The organism is Curtobacterium sp. YR515 (assembly GCF_900113095.1).
Classification (GTDB): Bacteria; Actinomycetota; Actinomycetes; order Actinomycetales; family Microbacteriaceae; genus Curtobacterium.
In genome coordinates, this window is sequence record NZ_FOOD01000002.1 from 368,997 (window position 1) to 385,445 (window position 16,449).

Below are 16,449 nucleotides of genomic sequence, written 5' to 3' on the forward strand. Positions count from 1 at the left end.
GGCGGGTGGCCGCGTGGAACCACGTTTCTGACACCGAACCAGCCCCCGCGCGTGGTTCGGTGTCGGAAACCTGGTTCGACCCGCCCGCCAGCGCCAGAGCCAGCGCCAGCGCCAGCGCCAGCGCCCGCGCAAGCGCCAGCGCCAGAGCGCGCGCCCGCCCTACTGCAGGCCCTTGCCCACCCGGCTGTTGCGACGGCTGTACCCGAAGTAGATCGCGAACCCGACGACGAGCCAGATGACGAACCGGAGCCACGTCTCGACCTCGAGGTTCAACATCAACCAGAAGCACAGCACCGCCGAGACGATCGGCAGCACCGGCGACCACGGCACCCGGAAGGCACGCGGCGCGTCCGGCCGCGAACGACGGAGCACGATGATCCCGATCGACACGAGCACGAACGCGGACAGGGTGCCGATGTTGATCATGCCCTCGAGCTTGTCGACCGCGGTGAAGCCGGCGAGCAGCGCGACGACGACACCCGCGACGACCTGCACGCGCACCGGGGTCTGCGTCTTCTCGTTCGTCTTCGAGAACCAGCGCGGCAGCAGGCCGTCACGGCTCATCGCGAAGACGATGCGGGACAGGCCGAGCAGCAGCACCATGACGACCGTGGTCAGACCGATCAGGGAGCCGATCGCGATGATGCCGGCGGCCCACGGCAGCCCGACGATGTCGAAGGCCGATGCCAGCGACGGCGTCTTCTCCTCGGCCAGGCGCTGGTACGACACCATGCCCGTGATGACGACGCTGACGCCGACGTAGAGCAGCGTCACGATACCGAGGCCGATGAAGATGCCGCGCGGCAGGGTCTTCTGCGGGTTCTCGGTCTCCTCCGCGCTGGTCGCGACGACGTCGAATCCGATGAACGCGAAGAACACGAGGGAGGCCGCGGCGAGCAGGCCGAAGACGCCGTACTGGGCGGGCTCCGAGCCGGTGAACCAGGACACGAGCGACTGGGTCCAGACGCTCCCCTCCGAGCCGCGGGCGGGCGACGCCGGCGGGATGAAGGGGGTGAAGTTCGCGGCCTTGACGAAGAACGCACCGGCGACGATGACGAACACGACGATGGCGACCTTGATGACCGTGATGACGGCCGAGACCCGCGACGACAGGCGGGTGCCGAACGCGAGCAGCACCGTGAAGATGCCGACGATCAGGACCGGGCCCCAGGTGAACGGGATCGGCCCGAGCTGGATCGTGCTCGGCAGGTCGACGCCGAACACCTCGAACGCGGTGCTGAGGTAGATGCCCCAGTACTTCGCGATGACGGCGCTGGCGGTGAGGGTCTCGAGGATGAGGTCCCACCCGACGATCCAGGCGAGCAGCTCGCCCATCGTGGCGTAGGTGAACGTGTACGCGGAGCCGGCGACGGGGATCGTCGAGGCGAACTCGGCGTAGCACATGATCGCGAGGCCGCAGGTGACGGCGGCGAGCAGGAACGAGATGATGACGCCTGGTCCGGCGAAGTTCGCGGCGGCGTTCGCACCGACCGAGAAGATGCCGGCGCCGACGGCGACCGCGATCCCCATCGCGGCGATGTCGAACGTCTTCAGGGAGCGTTTCAGGGACCGGCCCTGCTCCTCGGAGTCGGCCAGTGAGGCCTCGATCGACTTGATGCGGAGCTTCTGTGCCATGGGGTGGATCCCGTCATCGGCTGGCGGCGGACCCCGCGACATTACTGGTGTACCACCCCGACACGCAAACACCGCGGACGGGTGTGGCCCGGCAGCGCGGCCTCCGACAGCGCGTGGTCCGGGGCCCGGGAGGCGCGGCTCGGCTCAGACGGACCGGCGCCAGTCCGACAGGAACCGCGCTCCGGCGTCGTCGTGGATCACGCCGTCGGGTGCCGTGAGCACCGGGTAGGGCGTCGCCGGGACCCCGTCGGACGGGCGGACGTCGACGTGCGCCACCTCGTGGCCGTTCGCGTGCAGCCAGTCCGCCATCGCGTAGTCGCTCCGGGAGTCGCCCATCGTCCGCCACGCCAGGGGCAGCTCGCCGTCCTGCGCGAGGAGCTCGAGCGACCGTTCGGCGCCCATGTCCTTGCCGCTGCGGTCGGACTCGACGTCGGTCGAGATGATCGTCGGGTCGATGCGCCACTGCACGGCACCGTCGGCGTCGGGGCGGACGTCGTCGAGCCGGCGGACCCCGAGCCCGCGGCGCTGGAGCGCGGCCATGGCCTTCGCGTCGAACTCCGGCTGGCGGGCGAGGTACGTGGCGTTCGGCACCTCGACGCGCTGCTCGATCGAGACCATCGCGCGCTTCGTCTCGTCGAAGAAGACCAGGTCGGCGTACTCGTCGCGGACGAGCTCGCGCATCTCGTCGGCGTAGTCCCGCGGCAGCGCCAGGTTCTCGGCGACGGTCAGCTCGCCCATGCCGCCCTCGTACTGCGGGCCGATCGAGCACCAGACGGCGCCCTTCTCGCACACGGCGTGCACGCGGCCGCCCGCCGCGAGACCGCCGGCGAGCAGCGGTCCGACGACCTCCTGCCGGATGAAGGCGTCGCTCCGCCCCGTGTTGAACACGACTGGGATGCCCTCGGCCGCGAGCGCGACGAGGTCCTCGATGATGCTCGGGATCGCGATGGTGCGCGAGACGGGGCTGGCGATGGGCCCGTCGACGTCGAGCAGGAGTCCGAGGCGAGGTGCGTTCACGACGACCATCCTTGCAGCCCCGGTGGTCAGCGCCGTGCGGCCGTCCGCGCGGTGAAGCGGTCGAGCAGCTGGCCGAGGGCCTCGGGTGCGGGCACGTGTCCCTGCCCCGGCACCTCGGCGTACTCCGAACCCGGGACGGCCTCGACGACCGCCCGGGCCGCCTGCCGCATCCACTCGAGGCCGTCGCCGCCGGCCGCGACGAGGACGGGCACGCCCACGGCTGCGGCCACCCGCTCGGGGATCGCGAGACCGTTGAGGACCCGGACGTCACGGCTCAGCACGTGCGCGTCGACGACGAGGGACCGCCACAGCGCACCCTTCAGCCGGAGTGCGGTGATCTGGCCCATGGGGACGCCGAGGACGTGCGCGAGGAACGCCCGGACGGCCTGGGCGCGACGTCCGACCGCGACGTGCTCGTCGAGGACGTCCGCGAAGACGACGTCGTCGGCGTGCGGGTCGACGGTGGCGCGGTAGGGCGGTTCCCAGAGCACGGCGGCGTCGAGTCGGACCCCGCCCGCGAGGCCGTGCAGCACCACGCCCGCGCCCACGCAGAGGCCGACCGCCGTGACGGGACCCTCGACGTCGGCGACGACGGCCGCGAGGTCCTCGACCTCGCGCTCGATCGCCCACGGGTCGGTGTCGCCGCTCGCGCCGCGGCCGCGTCGGTCGTAGGTGATGACCCGGTAGCGGTCCTGCAGGGTCGCGGTCAGGCCGGTGACGAACGGGGTGCCGTGGTGGTCGAACGCCCCGCCGACGACGACGAGCGCGGGGCCGGTCCCGGCGTCGGACACGGCGAGCACCGTGCCGTCCGCGGAGACGACCGTGCGGTCGACGTGCTGGTCCATGGGGTCCTCGAAGGTGGGTCGACCGCGGTGCGCCGCTGGCGCGCGTGGGGTCCTTCGGGTCTGGTCCTTGGCGGGTCGGTTGTGTCGAGCATGACAGCCCCGTGCCCCCGCGTCGACACCCGCAACCAGGGGGAGAACACCGGGTCGATCACGTGATTCACAAAATCGTGAATCAGGTGTAGCGTTCGCGGCATGGACGATGTGGTCGTGGCATCCGGGCTCGTGAAGACCTTCGGACGTGCCCGCGCGCTCGACGGCCTGGACCTCCGGGTCGCCGCCGGCGAGGTGCACGGGTTCCTCGGCCCGAACGGCGCCGGGAAGTCGACGACGGTACGGGTGCTGCTCGGGTTGCTCCGAGCGAGCGGTGGTTCGGTGCGCGTGTTCGGGCGCGATCCGTGGCGCGACGCCGTGCCCGTGCACGCGGACCTCGCCTCGGTGCCGGGCGACGTCGCACTCTGGCCGAACCTGACCGGCGGCGAGACGATCGACCTGCTCACGGGGCTGCGGGGCGGAGCGGTGCCGGAGCTCCGCGCGCGCCTGGTCCGTGACTTCGACCTCGACACCCGCAAGCACGCCCGGTCCTACTCGAAGGGCAACCGCCAGAAGGTCGCCCTCGTCGCCGCGTTCGCCCGGCCTGCCCGGCTGTACGTGCTCGACGAGCCCACGAGCGGCCTCGATCCCGTCATGGAGGAGGTCTTCCGCGCCGAGGTCCGCCGCGTCCGGTCCGAGGGGGCGACCGTGCTGCTGTCGAGCCACATCCTCAGCGAGGTCGAGGCGCTCTGCGACCGGGTGACGATCATCCGTGCCGGGCAGGTCGTCGAGGAAGGCACCCTCGCCCAGATGCGACACCTCACCCGGAGCAGCGTGTCCGTCACCACGGACGCCCCGGCGGACGCGATCCGGGCGCTGCCCGGCGTGCACGACCTGGTCGCCGAGGACGGCACCCTGCGGTTCGGCGCCGAGGCGTCAGCGGTCGCGGGCGTGATCGCGGCGCTCGACGGCCACCGTGTCGAGGCGCTCACGGTGGAGCCGCCCTCGCTCGAGGAGCTCTTCCTGCGCCACTACGGCCGGGAGGGACGATGACCGTCATCGGGGGCGCGTTCCGTCGCGAGCGTGTCCGGGTGCCGGTCTGGGCCGTCGTCGGCGGGCTGCTCGCCGCCGCCACCGCAGCGGCCGTGCCGCAGGCGTTCGGCGACGCCGCCGAGCGGCGGACGCTGGTCGAGCTCATCACGGCGACCCCGAGCCTCCTGGCCATCCGCGGCGTCCCGGACGGCACCGACGAGGGTGCGTACGCGTTCTTCGAGATCTTCACGTACCTCGGGCTCGTCGCGGGCCTGATGTCGGTCTTCCTGGTGACCCGGCAGACCCGGCAGGACGAGGACTCCGGCCGAGCCGAGCTCCTGCTCGCGGGCCCGGTGCACCGCCGGAGCCCGCTCGTCGCAGCCGTGTGGGTGGCCACGGCCGCGAACGTCCTGCTCGGTCTGCTCGTCACGCTCGGCTTCGCGGCCGGCGGCCTGCCGGCGTCGGGGTCCGCCCTCGCCGGCACCGCGGCCACGTGCGTCGGCCTCGCCTACACCGGCGTCGCCGTCGTCGTGGCGCAGGTCGCGCCGACCGCTCGGTCGACGAACGCGATCGGCGTCGGGGTCGTCGCCGCCACGTACCTGCTCCGTGCGGCCGGGGACGCCGTCGGGACCCGGAGCGCCGACGGCCTCACCGTGACGAGTGCCTGGCCGAGCTGGCTGAGCCCGATCGGGTGGGGCCAGCACGTCTTCCCCTTCACGCGACAGGACTGGGGACCGCTCGTGCCGTGCCTGGTCGTGGCGGTCGTCGGCGTCACGGCAGCCCTGGTGGTGCGCGGCCGGCGGGACCTCGGCGCGAGTCTCCTCCAGGAACGACCGGGTCGCGCGGACGGTCGACTCCGGACGTCGCTCGGGCTCGCCTGGCGCCTGCACCGGACCACCGTGCTCGCCTGGGCCGTCGGTGGGGCGGTCCTCGGAGCGTTCGCCGGGGGACTCGGCACCACGGCGATCGACGCGATCGGCGCCGATTCCTCTGTGACGAGGCTGCTCGAGACCCTGGTACCCGGCGGCCGCGGAGCCCTGCTGGACGAGTTCGTCGCCGCGGTGGTCGGGATCACCTCGATCCTCGCGGCCGCCGCCGGGATCGGAGCGTTGAACCGGGCCGCCGAGGACGACCGCGACGGCCGCTCCGAGCTCCTCCTCGCCACGCCGGTCGGACGGGTCCGGCGTCTCGGGGAGTGGCTCGGGATCGGCGTCGGCGCGGCGGTGGCGGTGTCGCTCACGACCGGTGTCGTGGGCGGACTGGCGTTCATCGCGACCGGGACGGACCGGTTCTGGTCGACCGTCGCGGCCGGGCTGGCGCAGATCCCGGCAGCGCTCGTGCTCATCGGCGTCGCGGCCGTCGTCGCGGTCGCGCTCCCGAGGATCGCCGGGTGGCTCGTGTGGGTCGCCCTCGGGGTCGCGCTCCTGCTCGGCCAGTTCGGCGGCCTGTTGCGGGTGCCGGACTGGGCTCGGCAGATCAGCCCGTTCACCCACACGCCCGGTGTCCCCGCCGCGCACGTCGACTGGGCCGGGGCGTGGTGGCTGCTCGGTGTCGCAGTGTTCCTCGGTATCGTCGCTCTCGTGCTCGCTCGTCGCCAGGAGACCCGCCCGTGACGCCGGAGGCGAACCGTCTCGTCGAGGCGTTCGCGGACGCCGGGTTCCCCCGGATGCCCGCCGCCGCACTCGTCGCGGTACTGACCAGCGAGTCGTCGGCCCTCACCGCCGCGGAGCTCGCGACGGAGCTCGAGGTCAGCCCCGCCGCCGTGTCCGGAGCAGTCCGCTACCTGCAGACCGTCGGGATGATGACCCGGCAACGCGTCGCGGGCGACCGTCGGTACGTGTACGAGCTGCCCGAGCACGCCTGGTACGCGGCGTCGGTCAACAACCAGGCGCTGTACGAACGGCTCGCATCCGTCGCAGAGACCACGGCGGCGTCGCTCGACGTGCCGGCCGCCCGGGAGCGCGTGCTCGACATGGCCGGGTTCTTCCGGTTCGTCCAGCGCCGCATCCCGGACCTGCTCGACGAGTGGAACGCTCAGCGTTCCTGACCGTCAGCGCCCCCACCCGTCACCGCTCGCGGGAGATCGCTCGGCGGTGGCCGGCGTCGACCACGACCACCAGCAGCCGGCCGTCGTCGATCTCATAGATGAGGCGAGAGTCGGCCGAACGGATCCGCCAACCCGGTCGGTTCACGAGCTTCCGCGCGGCTGGGGGACGTCGGTGCTCGGCGAGGAGCGTGCGGATGACACGTTGCGCGCACGGGATGACCTCGATGCGTTCGTTCTCCGCGATGGCGGCGTCGCGTGAGGGAGACGGGCTCGCGCCGGGCATCGTCGATGATCGACGCCAGGCGGGTCCGCGCTCGTGCGTTTCGTATAGGTCAGACCAGGGCCGTCGTGCCCACCGACTCCCGCTCGAGCAGGGACCGCTTCACGTCGAGCCCCCACGCGAAGCCGCCGAGCGTGCCGTCGGTCCGCAGCACGCGGTGGCACGGCACGAACAGCGCCGGGGCGTTCCGCGCACACACGCTCGCCGCGGCCCGGACGGCGTCGGGTCGCCCCATCGCGGCGGCGAACCCGGTGTAGGTCAACGTCCCACCGGCGGGGATCAACCGGAGCTGCCGCCACCCCTCGGCGAAGAGCTCGGTGCCGAACTGACGCACCGGCACCTGCATCGCGTGCTCGACCTCGCCCGCGTAGAACGCGTCGACGGCGTCCGCCGAGGCCACACGTCCGTCCACCACGCGTTCCGGCCGGTGCCGGTCGGCGAGGCGCGCGAGGATGCGCTCCGCGTCGTCCGTCCAGCCCGAGGCGAGGACGCGGCCCTCGGTGTCCTCGAGCACGGTGAAGGGGCCGTCGGGGGTGTCCAGCGTCTGGATCGTCGCATCGGTCATCGTTCGTCCTTCCGGGCGGCCGGAGCCGCGGTCGTGTGGGTCGCACCGGTCGTCGCCGTCGCGCGGTCGATGATCGGTCGCCAGCAGTGCATCGTGAGGTAGCTCCGCCACGGCGCCACCTGCTCCGACCATAGGGAGAGCTCGCGCGCCGAACCGGGCAGCCCGAGTTCCTGTGCACCGTTGCGCACGGCGAGGTCGCTGTGGAGGAAGACGTCCGGGTGGTGGCGGACCCGGAGCGCCACGTAGTCGGCGGTCCAGGGCCCGATGCCCTTCACCGCGAGGAGTCCGGCGCGCAGCTCGTCGAGCGACTGCCCGCCGTCGACCACGAGCGACCCGTCGGCGAGCGCGGCGGCCACCCGGAGGATCGTGTCGACGCGGGCAGCCGGGCCGCGGAGCACCTCGTGCCCGCGGGCCGCGATGACGGCGGCGGACGGGAACAGCAGGCCGTCCGGCGCGATCGCGGACGGCACGGGCGCACCGAGCGCCGCGACCAACCGCGTCTGCGCCGTCCGGGCCGCCGCGACGGACACCTGCTGGCCGATGAGGGTCCGGAAGACGATCTCGTGCGGGTCCACGGCGCCGGGCAGCCGGATGCCGGGGACCCGGGCGACGGCGTCGGCGAGCTGGGGCACCGCGCCGAGCACGGCGTCGACGGCTTCCGGATCGGCGTCGAGGTCGAAGTACGAGCGCACCCGCGCCACGAGCGTCGGGAGGTCGGAGAGGTCCGTGACCCGCACGCGCAGGTCGATCCCGCTCCCCCGCCCGGCCACCCCGGGGACGGCGGCCGAGGCGCTGAACCAGGCCGCGCCTCCTGGCAGGTCGAGCACCCGTCCGTACGACGTGACCCGCCCGGCGTCGTCGACCTCCACCTGCTCCGTGCCCGCCAGGGCGTGGAGCGCGTGCCAGTCGAGGAGCCCCTGCGCGTCGAACGGCGCGCGCGCCGGCAGGTGCACGTGCAGCGCCCCGTCCGCGACCGGTCGGAGCGTGCGGCGTGCGCGGAGCTCGGTCGGCGTGACCGCGAAGACCTCGCGCACGGTCTCGTTGAACTGGCGGACGCTCGCGAACCCGGCGGCGAACGCGACGTCCGCGACGGGCAGGTCGGACGAGGTGAGCAGCGTCCGCGCGGTCTGTGCGCGGTGCGCCCGGCTGAGCGCCTTGGGCCCGGCACCGAGCTCGGCGGTCATGATGCGGTTGAGCTGCCGCTCGGAGTACCCGACGCGGGCGGCGAGGCCGGGCACGCCGTCGCGTTCGACGACGCCGTCGAGGACGAGGCGCATGGCGCGTCCGGCGACGTCCTCGCGGAGGTCCCACTCGGGGCTGCCCGGTGTCGCCTCGGGCAGGCAGCGCTTGCAGGCGCGGAAGCCGGCGAGGTGCGCGGCGGCACTGGTGCGGTAGAAGGTGACGCCGGACTCGCGGGGCGTCCGGGCCGGGCACGAGGGGCGGCAGTAGATGCCGGTGGAGTGCACGGCGGTGACGAACTGCCCGTCGAACCGGGCATCGCGGGAGGCGACGACCCGGTAGCGCTCGGCGTGCAGTGTGTCTGGTGCGGTGGACATGCCCACAGCCTGACACGGCTCACCGACATCGACTGGCGGAAATCAGACAGGGCAGCGGACACCCGTCAGTGCGGGAACGCAGGCCTGGAGGCGCGGCTAGCGTGGGGTGGGTGACCCTGGTGGACGACGTGGCCGACTCCGGCGACCTGCCCTGCCGGACCGACGTCGAGATCGCGCTGCTGGTGGTGTCCCGGCGGCACCGGTACGAGGGGCGACCGGCGGACGGGGCGCTGCCCGCCCTGGACGGCGAGCCGGACGACCTGCGCGAGCGCGTCGAGCTGCGCGCGGGACTCGGGATCGTCGGCGACCGGTACTTCGCGTCGCGGGCGCACGTGCACGCCTCGGTGACCGTGATCGGTCTCGAGGGGCTCGACGCCGTCGCCGCCGAACTCGGTGCGGCCGTCGACCCGGTCGCGACCCGGCGGAACGTGTTCCTCCGCGGGGCGGACGTCGAGGCGCTCCGGGGCCAGCCGTTCGCGCTCGACTCCGGGCAGGGGGTGGTCCGCTTCCGCGGGTACCGGCCGGCGAAGCCGTGCGCCTGGATGGACCACGAGGTGGCCCCGGGGGCGTTCCGGGCGATGCGCGGGCGGGGCGGGGTGCGGTGCGACCCGGAGTCCGACGGCGTCCTCGCCCTCGGTCCCGCGGTGCTCCGCACGGCCCGCCCCGTCGCGCTCCCCTGACGCGCCAGCGCAGTGCCGGCTACGCGGTCAGTGCGGACTCGATGGCGTCGACGAACGCCGGCAGGTCGTCCGGGTTCCGCGAGGTGATGAGCCCGCCGTCGACCTGGACCTCCTGGTCGACCCACTCGGCCCCGGCGTTCCGCACGTCGGTCTGCAGCGACGGGAACGACGTGATCGTCTTCCCCGACACGACACCGGCCTCAATGAGGGTCCACGGCCCGTGGCAGATCGCGGCGACGGGCTTGCCGGCCTCGGCGAACGCCTGCACGAGGGAGACCGCCTGCTGGTCGGTGCGGAGGGTGTCGGCGTTGATCGTGCCCCCGGGGACGACGAGCGCGTCGAACGAGCCGGCGTTGACACCGGCGATGGTGGTGTCCGGGTCGACGTTCTTGCCCGGGTCCTTGTCGCCGACGAGGGTCGCGATCGCCCCGGTCTCCTGCGCCGCCACCGTCACGGTCGCGCCGCGCTCGCGGAGCTGGTCGATCGGGACGACGATCTCGTCCTGCTCCACGCCGTAGTTCGTCGCGATGACGAGGATCTTCTTGCCGTCGAGTGCTGCCATGGTCGTTCCTTCCGCGGCCCGGTCGTTCCGGCCGCACGACCAGCGTCGTCGGGGAGCGCTGGAAGCGTCCGCAGGTGGACAGCCGTGGGCGGCGATCGGGTCAGCCGCGGATGCGGAAGGCCGTTCCCTCGCGCTCCACGGAGATGCCGTCGTAGCCGCCCACTCGGTACAGTCCCGCGGTGACGTCGGCCTCGAGCGTCCCCACGACGACCGTGGTAGCCCCTGAGGCGATGGCGGCCTCGAGCCCGGCGGGTGCGTCCTCGAAGGCCACGCAGTCGGCGGCGTCGACACCGAGCAGTGCCGCACCGCGCAGGTACCCGTCCGGGTGCGGCTTGCCGTGCTCGACGTCCTCGGAGGCGACGAGCGCCTCGGGCACGTGCACCCCGGCGGCCTGCATCCGCTCCACCGCGAGGTCGCGGGGCGCACTCGTGACGATCGCGACCGGCACCCCGGCGTCGACCAGCCGGGACACGAACGCCCCGGCGCCCGGGACCTCCGAGATGCCCTCGGTGCTCTCGCGCTCCTCGGCGACGAGCCCGGCAGCGATCCGCAGCTGCTCGTCGTGGTCGAGGTCGGGCAGGAAGCGCTGGATCGTGCTGATCGCCTGGCGGCCGTGCGAGAAGGCGAGGATCTCCGCGGGGTCTATGCCGTGCTCGACACCGAAGCGGGTCCAGGTCGCCTCGACCACCGCGGTCGAGTCGACGAGCGTCCCGTCCATGTCGAAGAGGACCCCGGACGCCACGATGTCGATCACGCGCCCGACCCTAGCGTGCCGCCCCGGTCACTCGCCGGGGTCGGGCGCGCGGTGCCGGTCACTCGCCGGGGTCGGGTGCGTGGTGCCGGTCACTCGCCGGGGTCGGGTGCCCGCACGTACCGGGTGAGCAGCACACCGTCACGCCCGAGGAGCACGTGGGCCGGCCGGAAGCGCCGGAGGTCGGGCGAACCGCCGCGGGTGATGCGCGGGCCGGCGCCACCCTCGAGCGACGGGTCGACCGTCAGCGTGAGTTCGTCCACGAGGTCCGCCGCCACGAGCGCCCCGAAGAACGTCGGTCCGCCCTCGCAGTGCACCGTGCCGAAGCCGCGCGACACCAGGGCGTCCCGCAGGGTGACGGGGTCGACCGTGTCCGGGTCGTCGTCGGAGCTGCACGGTACGACGTCCGCGACCGCCGCGAGCGCCGCGGCCCGGGGCGACGACGCTGCGGTCGTCGAGGTGAGGACGATCGGACGCACCGGCGCCTCGGTGAACACCGGGGACGCCGGGTCGAGGGACAGCGAGCCCGAGACGATCGCGAACACCGGGTGGTCGGGCAGCCCGTGTGCCCGCCGCCAGGCCACGTCGGCGTCGTGCAGCACCATCGGCCCGTAGCCCTCGTCACGGACGGTCCCGGCGGCGACCAGCACCGCGTCGGCCACCCGGCGCAGCAGGTCGAACACGCGCAGGTCGTCCGGCCCGCCGAGCGAACCCGAGACCCCGTCACCCGCGGCCGTCGCCGAGCCGTCGAGCGTCGTCACGAAGTTCACCCGCAGCCAGGGTGCGACCGCCCCCGCCGTGTACAGCTCGAGCAGCTCGTCGTCGGACAGGTCGGCGATCGACGGCGGGAGGACGCTCACGTGTTGTGCCGCGCTTCCACCGGTGCCCGCCAGCCGAGCGTCGCCTCGACCATGCGCATCGCGTCCACGCTCTCGGCGACGTCGTGCATCCGGACGATCCGCGCGCCGAGCATCGCGCTCACGGTCGCGACCGCCAACGACCCCGCCAGTCGCTCACCGCGGGGGCGCCCGAGCGACTCCCCCACGAAGTCCTTGTTCGAGACCGCCGCGAGCACCGGGTAGCCGAGCGCGACCACCTCGGGCAGGCGTCGGGTGAGCTCGAGCGTGTGCACCGTGTTCTTGTTGAGGTCGTGCCCCGGGTCGACGATGATCCGCGACTCCGGGATGCCAGCCGCGAGGGCCCGGTCGACCCGCTCGCGCAGGAACCCGACGACCTCGGTCGTCACGTCGCCGTACTGCGGCGGGGCCGGCAGCGGACGACGGGGCTCCGCCAGCGAGTGCGTGATCACGATCGTCGCGTCGGAGTCCGCCACGACGGCCGCCATCCGGGGGTCGGACAGCCCCGTCGTGTCGTTCACCACGCTCGCACCGGCCTCGATCGCCGCTGCGGCGACCTCGGGCCGGAAGGTGTCGACGCTGATCGTCACGTCGGACTCCTGCGCGAGCTGCCGGACGACGGGGACGACGCGGTCGATCTCGTCGGCGGCGGGCAGCTCCGGCCCCGGCGCGAACTTCACGCCGCCGATGTCGACCCAGTCCGCGCCCTGCTCGGCCGCGTGCACGGCGGCCTCGACGGCACGGTCGAGTGCGAAGGTCGCGCCGCGGTCGTGGAACGAGTCGGGCGTGCGGTTCACGATCGCCATGACGGCGATGCGGTGGTCGAAGTCGACGGTCCGGCGGCCGATGGTGCGCACGGGCTCGCGCAGGTCGGGGACGACCCACCCGGGTGCGGTGGCAGCAGGGCCCTGGCGCGCCCCGCCTCGCTCGGTCGTCACGCGTCCGCCCCGCGGCCGGCCCCGACATCCGCGCCTGCACCGGCACCGATCAGGGCGATCGCCTCGGCCCGTCCGGCGGCCTCGGCCAGGGTGCCGGTCGCCGCCACGGTCACGGTCGTCGACCCGGTCTGCCGCTCCCCACGGGTCGTCACGCACTGGTGCTGCGCGTCGAGGACCACGAGGACGCCGGCGGCCCCGAGCCCCTCGGCGATGGTCGCCGCGACCTGCTCGCCGAGCCGCTCCTGCAGCTGCGGACGGGAGGCCACCGCGTCGAGCACGCGCGACAGCGTGCCGAGGCCGATGAGCCGGTCCCCCGGCGCGTACGCGAGGTGCGCCACACCGAGGAACGGGAGCAGGTGGTGCTCGCACACGGACCGGAACTTCACGTCGCGCACGATGACGAGCTGCCCGCGGTCGCCCGGTTCGGCGTGGACCGTGCCGTCGCGGGCGATCGCCACCGCGTCCGTCCCGATGCCGGAGAAGAACTCGGCGTACGACTCGGCCACACGAGCGGGCGTGCGGGCGAGTTCCGCGCGGTCGGGATCCTCGCCGATCGCGAGCAGGAGCTCCCGCACGGCGGACTCGATGCGCGCACGGTCCAGACGTTGGTTCACCCGTCCATCCAACACCAGCCCTGGCCGCAGGACGCGACCGGCCACCGGGGGTGACGTACCCCGTCGAGGCGAGCCGCGCCTCCAGGAAATCCCCTGGAAGGAAGCTGTGACGTGCCGGAAACCCAGCGCCCTTTAAGCTTGTTCGGTGAGCGCCCCGCAGACCGACACCACGCCCCGGAACCGCTTCGCGACCGGCCTCGACCGCTTCTTCTCCATCACGCACCGCGGATCGACGATCCCCCGCGAGATCCGGGGCGGCCTCGTCTCCTTCGTGACGATGGCCTACATCGTCATCCTCAACCCGCTCATCCTCGGCGGGTTCAGCCAGGACCAGGCGCCGCAGGACGTCCTCGGCGGCTGGCTGCAGAACGCCCAGGTCGCCGCGGCCACCGGACTCGTCGCCGGGCTCATGACGATCGCGATGGGCCTCATCGCGAACCTGCCGTTCGGCATCGCCGCGGGGCTCGGGATCAACTCGTTCCTCGCCGTCAGCGTCGTGCACCAGGTCACCTGGGCCGAGGCGATGGGCCTCGTCGTCATCAACGGCGTCGTGATCGTGATCCTGGCGTTGACGGGCATCCGGACGATGATCTTCACGGCCGTGCCCGCGCAGCTCAAGGCGGCAATCACCGTCGGCATCGGTCTGTTCATCGCGTTCATCGGCCTGGTCGACTCCGGGTTCGTCCGCACCACGAAGAACGCCTCCCCGCCGCTGCAGCTCGGCGAGGACGGCTCCATCGCAGCACTGCCGACCATCGTCTTCCTGATCGGCCTCGTCATCATCGGCACGCTGATGGCCCGCAAGGTCCGGGGCGCCCTGCTCATCGGCATCGTGGCGACCACGGTCATCGCGATCATCCTGCAGGCGATCTTCACGGTACCGACCTCGGTCGACTCCCCCACCGGCTGGAACCTCAACGCGCCGGGGCTGCCCTCCGCGCTGTTCGCGGTGCCCGACCTGTCGCTCGTCGGTCACGCGGACGTCTTCGGTGCCTTCACCCGCATCGGCCCCATCGCCGCGTCGATGCTCGTCTTCACCCTCGTCTTCACGAACTTCTTCGACGCCATGGGCACGATGACCGGCCTCGCGAAGGCCGCCGGTGTCGCGAACCCCGACGGCACCTTCCCGCGCCTGAAGTCGGCGCTCGTCGTCGAGGGTGCCGGTGCCATCGCCGGTGGTGGCGCCTCGGTGTCGTCGAACACCGTGTTCATCGACTCCGCCGCCGGCATCGGCGAGGGCGCCCGGACCGGCATGGCCTCCGTCGTCACCGGCCTGCTGTTCCTGGCGTCGATGTTCCTCACGCCGCTCACGCAGGTCGTCCCGCTCGAGGTCGCGGCCGCCGGGCTCGTGGTCGTCGGTGCGCTCATGGTGGCGCAGGTGAAGGACATCGACTGGACCGACTTCGGGGCGGCGCTGCCGGCGTTCCTGACGATCGTGATCATGCCGCTGACCTACTCGATCGCGAACGGCATCGGTGCGGGGTTCATCAGCTGGGTGCTCATCAAGCTGCTGTCCGGTCGTGGCCGTCAGGTGTCGTGGCTCCTGTACGTCGTGGCGGCGGGCTTCCTGCTGTACTTCGCGCGGGGGCCGCTCGAGGTGCTGCTCGGCGTCGGCTGAGGCGCGGGAGGCGCGGCCTCAGTCCGCCAGGTCGGCCGGCGTCGCCTCGTGGTGGCGTCGGCCCCGGGAGCGCCGGTCCTCCTTCATGCCCGCCTCGAACAGGTGCTTTCGTCCCTGCACGAGCTCGTCCCGCGCGGTCCGTTCGAGCTCCTTCGCGAGGGCGTAGTACCCGTCGTCGTAGTCCTCGACGACCTGGAACGTCCACCGGCCGGCGATGACGTTGCGTCCGACGAGCTCCGAGTCGATGCGGTCCGCCAGCTCGGTGTGGCCCGCGTCCCGGAGCTGCTCGACGGCCTCGCCGAGGTTCAGGTCCGCCATCCCGGTCAGCCGGTGGAACCCGTAGAGCAGTCCGCGGGCGTGCTCGATCACCTCGACCGCTGCCGACAGGGTGCCGAGCGCCTCGACCGTGGCGTCCGAGACCCCCTCGGGCACGCGGTGCTGCTCGTCGGGGCCCTGTGCGTCGTCGTGCGGTGCGTCGTTCGTCATGGGTCCCGTCTACCGGACCGCTGCTCCCTCCGCTCCGAGGTGCCTCACTTCGTGGCGTTCGGGTGGTGCGTGTGCACCGCGAGGAGATGGACGACCATCTGCGCTTCGTCGACCGTGAACCACAGCCGAGCACCGCGACGGAGCTCGTACTGCCGGCGGACCCACACCCGCCCGGAGTGCGTCACGGACCCGAGCTCACCACGGAGCGCGTGACACGCGAGGTCCTCGGTCAGCGGGTCGGTCGTCAGGCGTTCCCATGCTGCCGCCACGGCGTTCCGCTGCGTGGCGACGACGTCCCGCCATCCCTGCTCCGCTGCTCGGTTCCCGAAGACGATCGTGTACTCGGTGGTGCGGACCGGCCGCACCACGCCGGAACGACGGGCCACCCGTCAGGGCTTCTCGACGACGACGGGGCTGTCGGTCACCTCGACCTCGGAGGTGTCCCAGCCGGCGGCGATGGCTTCGGCGGAGTTCCGCCATGCCTGCATCTCGAGCAGGAGCCGGCGCGGCTGCCGCAGCGAGAACGAACCCCGTGCGACCTCGACGATCTCCTTCGCGAACCGCTGCTGATCGGCGCGGCTCAGGAGCTTCAGCCACGGGTAGGGGATCGCCAGACGGTCGTGCAGCGGCAACTGCTCGTTGATCGTCACCGCGGCGATGAGCTGCGCGGCGATGTCGAGCACGGCCTCGTCGTCGTCCGAGCGCTCCTTCGTCGTCAGCACGAGCGGCTTGCCGTCGCGACGGGTCACCTCGAGCGGTTCCTGCTCGGCCGCGGCGAACACCTCCTTCGCATGGCGCGAGAGGTCGGAGGACTGCACCGCGCGACGAGGCCGAGACGGTACGGGAGCAGGGGCGAGGATCGTCACGGATCAAGGCTATTCAGAACGCGTTCTGAACACAAGTGGCCAGGGGTCGGCCGGGGGCGGTACGGTTCGG

Annotated in this window: 19 protein-coding genes; 6 read left to right on the forward strand and 13 right to left on the reverse strand. The window is 72.8% G+C overall.

Features of this window, described 5'->3' with window-relative positions:
• Positions 1–159 precede the first annotated feature (159 nt).
• The 3 genes from BM028_RS06470 to BM028_RS06480 form a co-directional block, all read right to left on the reverse strand.
• Positions 160–1,635: an amino acid permease gene (locus BM028_RS06470; protein ID WP_070417635.1), complete on the reverse strand. Its 1,476-nt coding sequence runs from the start codon at positions 1,633–1,635 to the stop codon at positions 160–162.
• A 144-nt stretch (positions 1,636–1,779) separates the two neighbouring features.
• Positions 1,780–2,661: a hypothetical protein gene (locus tag BM028_RS06475; RefSeq protein ID WP_092385350.1), complete on the reverse strand. Its 882-nt coding sequence runs from the start codon at positions 2,659–2,661 to the stop codon at positions 1,780–1,782.
• Between the two features lie 17 nt (positions 2,662–2,678).
• A complete protein-coding gene (locus tag BM028_RS06480; RefSeq protein WP_092385352.1) occupies positions 2,679–3,497 on the reverse strand; it encodes an alpha/beta fold hydrolase in 819 nt (272 codons plus the stop codon).
• Between the two features lie 192 nt (positions 3,498–3,689).
• Here BM028_RS06480 and BM028_RS06485 point away from each other — a divergent pair, with 192 nt between their 5' ends.
• The 4 genes from BM028_RS06485 to BM028_RS18465 are packed head-to-tail and all read left to right on the forward strand — an operon-like array spanning position 3,690 to position 6,865.
• Entirely contained in the window at positions 3,690–4,580 is an 891-nt protein-coding gene (locus BM028_RS06485; protein WP_175496007.1) for an ABC transporter ATP-binding protein, read from the forward strand.
• The gene (locus BM028_RS06490; protein ID WP_092385356.1) at positions 4,577–6,172 is read left to right on the forward strand and encodes an ABC transporter permease; all 1,596 of its coding nucleotides are present in this window, start codon (positions 4,577–4,579) and stop codon (positions 6,170–6,172) included. Before BM028_RS06485 ends, BM028_RS06490 begins: the two co-directional genes overlap by 4 nt.
• Positions 6,169–6,606, forward strand: coding sequence for a GbsR/MarR family transcriptional regulator (locus tag BM028_RS06495; protein WP_092385358.1), 438 nt, complete (start codon positions 6,169–6,171; stop codon positions 6,604–6,606). Before BM028_RS06490 ends, BM028_RS06495 begins: the two co-directional genes overlap by 4 nt.
• A 46-nt stretch (positions 6,607–6,652) precedes the next feature.
• A complete protein-coding gene (locus BM028_RS18465; RefSeq protein WP_175496008.1) occupies positions 6,653–6,865 on the forward strand; it encodes a hypothetical protein in 213 nt (70 codons plus the stop codon).
• A 73-nt stretch (positions 6,866–6,938) separates the two neighbouring features.
• On the opposite strand, the gene BM028_RS06505 is transcribed toward BM028_RS18465, so the two are convergent.
• Together BM028_RS06505 and BM028_RS06510 are read right to left on the reverse strand one after the other, a co-directional pair.
• The gene (locus BM028_RS06505; RefSeq protein ID WP_070417632.1) at positions 6,939–7,451 is read right to left on the reverse strand and encodes a methylated-DNA--[protein]-cysteine S-methyltransferase; all 513 of its coding nucleotides are present in this window, start codon (positions 7,449–7,451) and stop codon (positions 6,939–6,941) included.
• Positions 7,448–9,007 (reverse strand): AlkA N-terminal domain-containing protein, encoded by a 1,560-nt coding sequence (locus BM028_RS06510; protein WP_217647230.1) that lies wholly within the window; start codon positions 9,005–9,007, stop codon positions 7,448–7,450. The genes BM028_RS06505 and BM028_RS06510 overlap by 4 nt, the downstream gene beginning before the upstream one ends.
• Positions 9,008–9,117: 110 nt before the next feature.
• Between BM028_RS06510 and BM028_RS06515 the strand changes: the two genes are divergently transcribed.
• Positions 9,118–9,687 (forward strand): molybdenum cofactor biosysynthesis protein, encoded by a 570-nt coding sequence (locus tag BM028_RS06515; protein WP_254789429.1) that lies wholly within the window; start codon positions 9,118–9,120, stop codon positions 9,685–9,687.
• A gap of 19 nt (positions 9,688–9,706) precedes the next feature.
• Here BM028_RS06515 and BM028_RS06520 read toward each other — a convergent pair whose 3' ends face one another.
• The 5 genes from BM028_RS06520 to folE form a co-directional block, all read right to left on the reverse strand.
• Positions 9,707–10,249 (reverse strand): type 1 glutamine amidotransferase domain-containing protein, encoded by a 543-nt coding sequence (locus tag BM028_RS06520; protein ID WP_092385362.1) that lies wholly within the window; start codon positions 10,247–10,249, stop codon positions 9,707–9,709.
• 100 nt (positions 10,250–10,349) lie between these two features.
• Entirely contained in the window at positions 10,350–11,003 is a 654-nt protein-coding gene (locus tag BM028_RS06525) for an HAD-IA family hydrolase (RefSeq protein ID WP_071302454.1), read from the reverse strand.
• 89 nt (positions 11,004–11,092) lie between these two features.
• Positions 11,093–11,860, reverse strand: a complete 768-nt coding sequence (locus BM028_RS06530; protein WP_092385364.1) for a pyrimidine reductase family protein — start codon at positions 11,858–11,860, stop codon at positions 11,093–11,095.
• On the reverse strand, positions 11,857–12,795 hold the full coding sequence (gene folP / locus BM028_RS06535; RefSeq protein ID WP_092385366.1) for a dihydropteroate synthase: 939 nt from the start codon (positions 12,793–12,795) through the stop codon (positions 11,857–11,859). Before folP ends, BM028_RS06530 begins: the two co-directional genes overlap by 4 nt.
• Positions 12,792–13,409, reverse strand: a complete 618-nt coding sequence (gene folE / locus BM028_RS06540; protein ID WP_229085577.1) for a GTP cyclohydrolase I — start codon at positions 13,407–13,409, stop codon at positions 12,792–12,794. Before folE ends, folP begins: the two co-directional genes overlap by 4 nt.
• Positions 13,410–13,554: 145 nt before the next feature.
• On the opposite strand from folE, the gene BM028_RS06545 reads away from it, so the two are divergent.
• A complete protein-coding gene (locus BM028_RS06545; protein ID WP_071302451.1) occupies positions 13,555–15,027 on the forward strand; it encodes an NCS2 family permease in 1,473 nt (490 codons plus the stop codon).
• An 18-nt stretch (positions 15,028–15,045) separates the two neighbouring features.
• Here BM028_RS06545 and BM028_RS06550 read toward each other — a convergent pair whose 3' ends face one another.
• From BM028_RS06550 to BM028_RS06560, 3 genes are read right to left on the reverse strand one after another with little or no spacing between them, the layout of a single operon-like run.
• Positions 15,046–15,513 (reverse strand): hypothetical protein, encoded by a 468-nt coding sequence (locus BM028_RS06550; protein ID WP_070417626.1) that lies wholly within the window; start codon positions 15,511–15,513, stop codon positions 15,046–15,048.
• Between the two features lie 44 nt (positions 15,514–15,557).
• Positions 15,558–15,899, reverse strand: coding sequence for a hypothetical protein (locus BM028_RS06555; RefSeq protein ID WP_070417625.1), 342 nt, complete (start codon positions 15,897–15,899; stop codon positions 15,558–15,560).
• Between the two features lie 3 nt (positions 15,900–15,902).
• A complete protein-coding gene (locus BM028_RS06560) occupies positions 15,903–16,379 on the reverse strand; it encodes a hypothetical protein (protein WP_070417624.1) in 477 nt (158 codons plus the stop codon).
• Between the last annotated feature and the right edge of the window lie 70 nt (positions 16,380–16,449).